Below are 8453 nucleotides of genomic sequence, written 5' to 3' on the forward strand. Positions count from 1 at the left end.
AGGCATGATTCCTGCATGCCTGCAAATCGCGTCAACAGCGCTGCCCTGCATGTCGGTCAACCCTAACCAAGAATGCCATCTTGATGAAATTCCCGTCTTTCCCCATCTCCCGCCGCCTGCTTGGCGCCACGGCCGCTGCGGCCCTGCTGGCTTGTTACGGCACGGGGGCCTTGGCGGCCACGCCCAAAGACACGCTGGTGGTGGCCTTCGCGTTTGACGACATCATCACCATGGATCCGGCCGAAGTCTTTGAGCTGTCCGGTGGTGAAATCATGGGCAACACCTATGACCGGCTGGTGCGGCTGGACATCAACGACCCGTCCAAGTTGATCGGCGACGTGGCCAAGTCCTGGACCGTATCGCCAGACGGCAAGACCTTCACCTTCGAGCTCAAGCCCGGGCTGAAGTTTGCCTCCGGCAATCCGCTGACCGCCGAGGAGGTGGTGTATTCGCTGCACCGCGCCGTCATGCTGGACAAATCCCCAGCCTTCATCCTGACCCAGTTCGGCTTCAGCAAGGACAAGGTCAAGGACAGGATCAAGCAGACCGGCCCGCTGACGCTGACCCTGGAAACCGACAAGGCCTTTGCGCCCACCTTTGTACTGAACTGCCTGACGGCCAATATCGGCGCCATCGTCGACAAGAAACTGCTGCAGTCCAAGGAGCAAAACGGTGACTGGGGCTATGGCTGGCTGAAAACCAACTATGCCGGTTCCGGCCCACTGAAACTGCGCGAATGGCGCGCCAACGAAATCGTTGCCATGGAGCGCAACGACAATTACTACGGCGACAAGTCCAAGCCGGCCCGCGTGATTTACCGCCACGTCAAGGAAGCCGCCACGCAGCGCCTGCTGCTGGAAAAGGGCGATATCGACATTGCCCGCAACCTCAGCCCGCAAGACATCGCCACACTGGCCAACAACAAGGACATCAAGCTCGCCTCCGCGCCCAAGGGCACGGTTTACTACATCAGCCTGAACCAGAAAAACCCCACGCTGGCCAAGCCCGAGGTGCGCGAGGCCATGAAGTGGCTGATTGACTACTCGGCCATAGGCGACACGCTGATCAAGAACATCGGCGTGATTCACCAGAATTTCCTGCCGGTCGGCCTGCTGGGCGCCAGCACGGAAATGCCCTACAAGCTGGACGTGGCCAAGGCCAAGGCGCTGCTGGCCAAGGCCGGCCTGCCCAACGGCTTCAAGGTCACTATTGACATGCGCACCGTCCAGCCGGTGCAGGGCATCGTCGAGGCCTTCCAACAAAATGCCAAGCTGGCCGGCATAGACATCGAGATCATCCCCGGCGACGGCAAGCAGACGCTGACCAAATACCGCGCCCGCACCCACGACATGTACATCGGCCAATGGGGCGCCGACTACTGGGATCCGCACACCAATGCCGACACCTTCACGCGCAACCCCGACAACGCCGACGATGCCAAGGCCAAGCCGCTGGCCTGGCGCAATGCCTGGGCCATTCCCGAGCTGACCAAGAAATCGGACGCGGCGGTGCTCGAGCGCGATGCCGGCAAGCGCAAGCTCATGTACGAAGAGCTGCAGGCCGAATTCCGCAAGACCAGCCCCTTTGTCATGCTTTACCAGCAGACCGAGGTGGCGGCCTACCGCAGCAACCTTGATGGTCTGAAGCTGGGCCCCACCTTTGACACCAACTACATGTTTAAAGTAGCCAAGCGCTAAGACTGGCTTTGGCAGTTCCTGATCCTCTCGTCGCAGGCGTTGCGCCTGCGGCCGCTGTCAGCTCGCGCCCGGCCAGCTCACGCTGGCTGCGCCGCCTGCAGGCCGTCGGCCGTTTTGCGGTGGTGATATTGCTCACCTACCTGGGCCTGCTGGCCGTCACCTTCTTCATCGGCCGGGTCATTCCGGTCGATCCGGTGCTGGCCATGGTCGGCGACAATGCACCCGCCCATGTGGTCGCCCGTGTCCGCGAGGAAATGGGCCTGAACAAGCCGCTCTACGAGCAGTTCTACATCTACCTGCGCAAGGTGCTGCAGGGCGACTTCGGCACCTCGGTGCTGACCGCCAACCCGGTGCTGCAGGACATACGCCGCGCCTTTCCGGCCACGCTGGAACTCGCCAGCCTGGGCATTTTGCTGGGCGCCGGGCTGGGCGTGCCGCTGGGCGTCTGGGCCGCCGTGCGGCGCGGCAAGCTGGTCGACCAGGTGGTGCGCGTCATCGGCCTGGTCGGTTATTCGGTGCCGATTTTCTGGCTAGGCCTGATGGCGCTGCTGGTGTTTTATGCCAAGCTGGGCTGGGTCGGCGGACCGGGCCGGATTGATGTGGCCTATGAGTTCACGCTGGTGCCGGTCACCGGCCTGCTGCTGGTCGACACCGCCATGGCCGGCGAATGGCAGGCCTTTGGCAACGCGCTGTCGCACCTGATCCTGCCGGCCTCGCTGCTGGGTTATTTCTCGCTGGCCTACATCAGCCGCATGACGCGCTCCTTCATGCTCAATGAACTGGCGCAGGAGTATGTGGTGGCGGCGCGGGCCAAGGGCTTGTCGGAAGCCCGCATCATCTGGCGCCATGCGCTGCGCAATGCCATGGTGCCGCTGGTCACGGTGATTGCGCTGTCCTATGCCGGCCTGCTCGAAGGCTCGGTGCTGACCGAAACCGTGTTTGCCTGGCCCGGACTGGGCCTGTACATCACCAACTCGCTGCAAAACGCCGACATGAACGCGGTGCTGGGCGGCACCATAGTCGTGGGCTCCATCTTCATCGGACTGAACCTGCTGTCTGACCTGCTTTACCAACTGCTGGATTCCAGAACACGCACGCGATGACAGATTCAACGCTTCTTAAAACCGACAGTCCGCCCCTAGCAAGCGCGACCCCCTCGGGGGGCAGAGCGCCACACGCAGTGGGCGATCGTGGGGGCCTTATTGCCTGGCTGATGTCCGACCGGCCGCTGTCCAGAAGACAGGCCGCGCTGGGCCGGGCCTACGGCGCCTGCCGCACCTTCTCGCGTAACCGCCTGGCCATGGTCGGCTTGCTGATTGTGCTGGCGCTGGTGCTGGTGGCGCTGTTTGCAGATCTGCTGGCGCCCTACTCGGCCTATACCGGTGACCTGCGCACCACGCGATTGCTACCGCCCTCATGGGCGCACTGGATGGGCACCGACGACCAGGGCAGAGACATCTTGTCGCGGCTGATTCACGGCTCGCGCATCACCCTCTTCGTGGTGGTGCTGGTGGCCGTGCTGGCCGCGCCCATAGGCCTCATCGTGGGCACGGTGGCAGGTTATGCCGGCGGACTGGTCGATGCGACCTTGATGCGCATCACGGATATTTTTCTGGCCTTTCCGCGCCTGATCCTGGCGCTGGCCTTTGTGGCCGCGCTGGGCCCCGGCATAGAAAATGCGGTCATCGCCATTGCCATCACCTCCTGGCCGCCCTATGCCAGGCTGGCGCGCGCCGAAACGCTGACGATACGCCAGACCGACTACATCGCGGCGGTCCAGCTGCTGGGCGCCTCGCCCTGGCGCATCGTGTTTCGCCACATCATGCCGCTGTGCGTCTCCTCGGTCATAGTGCGCGTCACGCTGGACATGGCGGGCATTATTTTGACGGCGGCGGGCCTGGGCTTTCTGGGCCTGGGCGCGCAACCGCCCATGCCCGAATGGGGCGCCATGATTGCCAACGGCCGGCTCTATGTGCTGGACCAATGGTGGGTGGCCGCTGCGCCTGGCGCGGCGATTTTCATTGTCAGCCTGGCTTTCAATTTGCTGGGCGACGGCTTGCGCGACGCACTCGACCCCAAGGCGGCGAAATGACGGCATCCTCACCCTTGCTGGTGGTTGAAGATCTGCGCGTGGCCTTTCCCGGCCGCGATGGCGCCATGGTGGAGGCGGTGCGCGGCGTGTCCTTCACGCTGGGCCGCGAACGCCTGGGTATTGTGGGCGAATCGGGTTCGGGCAAATCGCAAACCGGCCGCGCCATTTTGGGGCTTACCGCGCCCGAAGGCCGGGTCAGCGCCAGGCAGCTGGCCTTCAGCGGCGTCGATCTGCTGAACTGCCCGCCCAAGCAGCGCCGGGCCTTGCGCGGCGGGCGCATCGCCATGGTGCTGCAAGACCCGAAGTTCTCGCTCAACCCGGTGATGACCATAGGCGCGCAGATCGAGGAAACCTTGCGCGCCCACAGCCGCGTCTCCAGTCGCGAAGCCAAAACGCGCGCGCTGGCGGCGCTGGAATCGGTGCGCATCGATGACCCCGAACGCGTCTACAAGCTGCACCCGCACGAGGTCTCGGGCGGCATGGGTCAGCGCGCCATGATCGCCATGATGCTGATTGCCGAGCCGGATATCTTGATTGCCGACGAGCCGACCTCGGCGCTGGATGTGACGGTGCAGCTGCAGCTGCTGTCCATTCTTGATGCGCTGGTGAGCGAGCGCGGCATGGGCTTGATTCTGGTGTCGCACGATTTGCGGCTGGTGTCCTCGTTTTGCGACCGCATCCTGGTGATGTATGCCGGCCGGGTGGTTGAAGAGCTGGCCGCCGGCGGACTGGGCCACGCCAAGCACCCCTACACGCGCGGCCTGATGGCCTGCCTGCCGCAACTGGGCCAGTCCAGCCATCCGCTGGCCACGCTGGACCGCCAACCGGAGTGGGCCTTATGAATGCCAGACAAACCCTGGGTCTGGACGTGCGCCAGTTGCGCGTCAGCTACGACGGTTTTGTCGCCGTGGCCGACACCTCCTTTCACATCGCTCCCGGCGAAAGTTTCGGCATCGTCGGTGAATCGGGTTCCGGTAAATCAACGGTGCTGCGCGCCATCTGCGGCCTGGCGCCCAAGACCTCGGGCACGGTTCAGCTTTGCAGCGATGGGCAAGCCGCGGCCACCCTGCCCGCGCCCGGCAGCAAGGCCTTTCGCCGTCGCGTGCAAATGGTGTTTCAAGACCCCTATGGCTCGCTGCACCCGCGCCAGACCGTAGACCGCATCCTGGCCGAGCCGCTGGCCATACACGGCATTGATGACGCGGAAACGCGCATAGAACGGGCCCTCGATGAAGTCGGCCTGGGCCAGGGTTTTCGCTTTCGCTATCCGCACCAGTTGTCGGGCGGGCAACGCCAGCGCATTGCGATTGCGCGGGCGCTGATCCTGGAGCCGCAAATCCTGTTGCTGGACGAGCCCACCTCGGCGCTGGATGCCTCGGTGCAGGCCGAGGTGCTCAATCTGCTGGAAGAACTGCGCCGCCGCCATCAGCTGACCTTCATCATGGTCAGCCATGACCTGGCCGTGGTCACCCATTTGTGCCAGCGCCTCATGGTGATGCAGCGCGGCCAGACCGTGGAATTGCTGTCCTCGGCCGACCTGGCGGCGCGCCGCGTCAGCCAGCCCTATACCCTGAGCCTGATGCAGGCCTCGGCGGGCTTCAAACGCATCAGCATGCCAGCCTGACAGTTGCTATCAATTTGGTAGCTTATGTCGCTTATCCATATTGTCCCAGAGCCACTTTTTACTTAAAATTTTCAAGGCCACCGCCAGGCCTTGGCAGCCGTCCTTTCACCCACCGAGTGCCACACCATGATCAACTGGGAAGCCCACGCCTGTCTGCCGCTGCACCCGCAGGCTGATTTTTCACCGCTGGATCGTTTACGCGAAGCCGGCGTCAACTACGTCTCCATCAACGTCGGCATGGACATGAACCCGGTGTCGCAAATCATATCGGTGCTGGCGGCCTTTCGCGCCAACATCGCCGCGCAGCCCGAGCGCTTTATGCTGGCCGGCAGCGTGGCCGATATCAAACAGGCGGCCGCCGCCGGCGTGCTGGCCATCAGTTTTGACCTGGAAGGCGCGCTACCGCTGCAGGAGCAGCCCGACATGCTGGCGCTATACCGCGACCTGGGCGTGCGCCAGATCCATTTCGCCTACAACCGCAACAACAGCATTGCCGACGGCTGCCATGACGTGGAGCGCGGCCTCACGCCGCTGGGGCTGCGCATGGTGCAGGCCGTCAATCAGGCCGGCCTGCTGATGGATTGCTCGCACACCGGCAGGCGCTGCAGCCTGGACATCATGGCGGCCTCGGCCAAGCCGGTGATCTTCAGCCACGCCAACCCGCTGGCACTGGCAGAGCATGGGCGCAACATCACCGATGAACAAATCAAGGCCTGCGCCGCTACCGGCGGCGTGGTCTGCGTTTCGGGCGTGTCGGCCTTTCTGGGCACCCGCACGCCGACCGCCGACGACGTGGCGCGGCATGCCGCTTATGTGGCCGATCTGGTGGGCGTGCAGCATGCGGGCGTGGGGCTGGACATCAGCTTTCGCCAGGATGAACTCAACGACAACCCACCCGGCGACTACGACCCCACCTACTGGTGGCCCAAGGCCGCCGGCTACAACCGCAGCGTTGAGCGCATGACCTACACGCCGGTGGAGACTTGGCAGTTGCTGTCAAACGCGCTGCAAAAGGTCGGCATGAGCACGGCCGAAGCCGCTGGCGTCATGGGTGACAATATGCTGCGCGTGGCGGGCCAGGCCTGGCAGCGCCATCCCTTTTGATCACAACCTAGCCCCGCCCATGTCCTCCATCACCCTGCGCTTTCTGGCCGAACCGAGCACCGTCAACTTTGGCGGCAAGGTCCATGGCGGCACCGTCATGAAATGGATAGACGAAGCCGGTTATGCCTGCGCCACCCGCTGGGCCAAACGCTACTGCGTCACGGTGTCGGTCGGCAGCATACGTTTTCAGCGTCCCATCATGATTGGCGACCTGGTGGAAGTGGAAGCCCGTCTGGCCTACACCGGCCGCACCAGCATGAACATCTCGGTGGAGGTGCGCAGCGGCGACATGAAGACCGGCCAGATGGAGGTCGTCACCGAATGCCTGGTGGTCTTTGTGGCGGTGGATGGCGAAGGCAAAACCATACCAGTGCCAAGCTGGTTGCCTGAAACACCCGGCGATATCGCCCTGGCACAACGCGTCAGGGCACACCTGGATGCCGCACGCGCCATGTTCCCGGGCAGCTAAGCCAGCTGGCCGGCTCAAAGCCAGCGACTGAGCCCGGACGCTGACAGCCAGTTGCGCAACACCTTCCAGCTGCGCCAGATTCCGACGCCGCGCCAAAACCAGCGCCAGGCCCGACGCGGCTTGAACAGCACCAGCGCAGCCCCCGCCAGCAACAGCGGCAAAGGGTGAGTTTTAAGGTATTGCAGGCCCGCGCTGATCAGCGTGAAAACCCGGTTGCCGGCGTCCGAGGCATTTTGCAAAGGCTGCAGTTGCAACCTCAGCTCGGCCCGCTGGTAGGCAATGCGCTCCAGCAGGCGACCACGCTGCTGATGCAGCTCAGTCAGGCTTTTGCTCATGGGCCGCCGCTTTCAGCTGACGCAGGTCTTCCTGCAGCTCGGCCAGACTGGCCGCAAACAGGGGATCAGCCGCGGCATGGCCGCGGCGCATGCGGACATAGCAATACGCGGCCAGACCCAGGAACAGGGCGGCGAAGCCACCCAGCACGGCAAGGCGCTGATCCCACCACAGCAGCACGGCCAGGGCCACCGCCAGCAACACCCCCAGGCCCAGGCAAAAAACCAGTGCCAGCCCCAAGGCCAGCTGCCGCAGCAGCTGGTGTTTTTCCACCTGGATTTCGTTGGCCAGCAAGGCCAACCGGGTCTGCAGGCTGGCCAGCAGAGTCGCCGCAATGTCCTTTACAGCTGCCAGCGGGCCATGACCGCCAAACGCGCTAGCCATGGCGGCCCGCAGCAGCTTGTTGCCTTGGTTTAGCGGCGACCAATGATCAGGCCCAGCAGCAAACCCACGCCGGCCGCAACACCTATGGCCGTCCAGGGCGACTCATGCACATAAGCGTCAGTGGCCCGGGCCGCGTCCTTGGTTTTGGCCAGCAGCACGGCTTCGGCGTCCGTCAGCCGGACCTTGGCGTCGCGCAGGCGAGCCTGGACGCGGGCACGCAGGGAGGCGATTTTTTCGCCGGCCTGATCGGCCGTGGCAGACAGCATTTCTTCGGCATCGGCGATCACGGACTTGATGTCGGTGACCAGCTTTTCTTGCGAATCGACACTGGCTTGGCTGGATTTGGACATGGTTGACCTTTCAAGGAATGAATACCTAAAGGTTAGCAGATTCGTTCCCGCTAGGAGTCTGCGCGGCAGAAGCCTGAAGTCATCGTTTGGTGAAGTCTGGACGTTAGAGCTTGATGCCTGCCAGCTACCTACCCTACCTGCCGGACCAAGACATGCTGCTGCCGCACTCGATGCGCGAGTGGCTGCCCGAAGGGCATTTGGCGTATTTCATCAACGACACAGTGGACAGTCTGAACCTGCAGGCGTTCCACGCGAGGTATTCGGCAGGCGGCTCACGCAACCAGCCCTTTCACCCCGCCATGATGGTCAAGGTGCTGATCTATGGTTACGCCACAGGCGTGTTCAGTTCACGCAAGCTTGCCCGCAAGCTGCACGAAGACGTGGCGTTTCGCCTGCTGGG

Annotated in this window: 11 protein-coding genes; 8 read left to right on the forward strand and 3 right to left on the reverse strand. The window is 63.6% G+C overall.

The features are described from left to right. The first annotated feature begins 83 nt into the window (after positions 1-83). The 7 genes from BM160_RS11885 to BM160_RS11915 all read left to right on the forward strand — a co-directional run bounded on the left by BM160_RS11885 (position 84) and on the right by BM160_RS11915 (position 6986). Entirely contained in the window at positions 84-1697 is a 1614-nt protein-coding gene (locus BM160_RS11885) for an ABC transporter substrate-binding protein (protein ID WP_092005371.1), read from the forward strand. 8 nt (positions 1698-1705) lie between these two features. After that, positions 1706-2800, forward strand: a complete 1095-nt coding sequence (locus BM160_RS11890) for an ABC transporter permease (protein ID WP_218156610.1) — start codon at positions 1706-1708, stop codon at positions 2798-2800. Positions 2801-2910: 110 nt separating this feature from the next. Next, complete coding sequence (gene nikC, locus BM160_RS11895) at positions 2911-3789, forward strand: nickel transporter permease (protein WP_092005429.1); 879 nt, start codon at positions 2911-2913, stop codon at positions 3787-3789. Continuing rightward, positions 3786-4631 carry an ABC transporter ATP-binding protein gene (locus BM160_RS11900; protein ID WP_092005374.1) on the forward strand — a complete coding sequence of 282 codons (846 nt, stop codon included), beginning with the start codon at positions 3786-3788 and terminating at the stop codon, positions 4629-4631. The genes nikC and BM160_RS11900 overlap by 4 nt, the downstream gene beginning before the upstream one ends. After that, on the forward strand, positions 4628-5413 hold the full coding sequence (locus tag BM160_RS11905; RefSeq protein ID WP_092005377.1) for an ABC transporter ATP-binding protein: 786 nt from the start codon (positions 4628-4630) through the stop codon (positions 5411-5413). The genes BM160_RS11900 and BM160_RS11905 overlap by 4 nt, the downstream gene beginning before the upstream one ends. Positions 5414-5539: 126 nt before the next feature. Then, positions 5540-6517 (forward strand): dipeptidase, encoded by a 978-nt coding sequence (locus BM160_RS11910; protein WP_092005381.1) that lies wholly within the window; start codon positions 5540-5542, stop codon positions 6515-6517. A 19-nt stretch (positions 6518-6536) separates the two neighbouring features. Next, positions 6537-6986: an acyl-CoA thioesterase gene (locus BM160_RS11915; RefSeq protein ID WP_092005384.1), complete on the forward strand. Its 450-nt coding sequence runs from the start codon at positions 6537-6539 to the stop codon at positions 6984-6986. A gap of 14 nt (positions 6987-7000) precedes the next feature. On the opposite strand, the gene BM160_RS11920 is transcribed toward BM160_RS11915, so the two are convergent. Genes BM160_RS11920 through BM160_RS11930 form a run of 3 tightly spaced genes read right to left on the reverse strand, consistent with a single transcriptional unit; the run spans position 7001 to position 8053 of the window. Further along, positions 7001-7321, reverse strand: coding sequence for a YqjK family protein (locus tag BM160_RS11920; RefSeq protein WP_092005387.1), 321 nt, complete (start codon positions 7319-7321; stop codon positions 7001-7003). Beyond that, positions 7302-7703 (reverse strand): phage holin family protein, encoded by a 402-nt coding sequence (locus tag BM160_RS11925; RefSeq protein WP_092005390.1) that lies wholly within the window; start codon positions 7701-7703, stop codon positions 7302-7304. The genes BM160_RS11920 and BM160_RS11925 overlap by 20 nt, the downstream gene beginning before the upstream one ends. Positions 7704-7732: 29 nt before the next feature. After that, positions 7733-8053, reverse strand: a complete 321-nt coding sequence (locus tag BM160_RS11930) for an ElaB/YgaM/YqjD family protein (protein WP_092005393.1) — start codon at positions 8051-8053, stop codon at positions 7733-7735. A 113-nt stretch (positions 8054-8166) separates the two neighbouring features. Between BM160_RS11930 and BM160_RS11935 the strand changes: the two genes are divergently transcribed. Beyond that, a partial coding sequence (locus BM160_RS11935; RefSeq protein ID WP_143093238.1) for a transposase occupies positions 8167-8453 on the forward strand: 287 nt, incomplete at its 3' end.

Source organism: Polaromonas sp. OV174 (genome assembly GCF_900112285.1).
Classification (GTDB): domain Bacteria; phylum Pseudomonadota; class Gammaproteobacteria; order Burkholderiales; family Burkholderiaceae_C; genus Polaromonas.